The sequence below is a fragment of the Pseudomonas sp. SIMBA_067 genome (genome assembly GCF_046534675.1).
Lineage (GTDB): Bacteria > Pseudomonadota > Gammaproteobacteria > Pseudomonadales > Pseudomonadaceae > Aquipseudomonas > Aquipseudomonas putida.
Genome location: NZ_JAWRYH010000428.1, coordinates 1 through 272 on the forward strand (window position 1 = coordinate 1; position 272 = coordinate 272).

Consider the following 272-nt stretch of genomic DNA (forward strand, 5'->3'; position numbering starts at 1 on the left):
CTAATACTTTTTTACCTGAATTTGCTAATGGTGCCTTACTAGATTTGGGTATTTACCCACTTTATCTTGTTATTGCATTATGGGGGGCACCACGCTCTGTTCACGCCAGCGGCGTATTACTTGAAAGTGGTGTGGATGGTGCAGGCGATGTGCTTTTAAATTATCCCGACAGACAAGCGGTGATCAGTTATTCGAAAATTTCACAAGGTGAAAATATCACTGAAATTCAGGGGGAATTAGGTCGAATTAGAATTGAAGCCGTGTCGCAGCTT

The 272-nt window shown here is 42.3% G+C and carries 1 pseudogene; it reads left to right on the forward strand.

The features are described 5' to 3' along the window. Positions 1–272 (forward strand): annotated as a pseudogene (locus SB765_RS29745) (oxidoreductase); the annotation flags it as partial.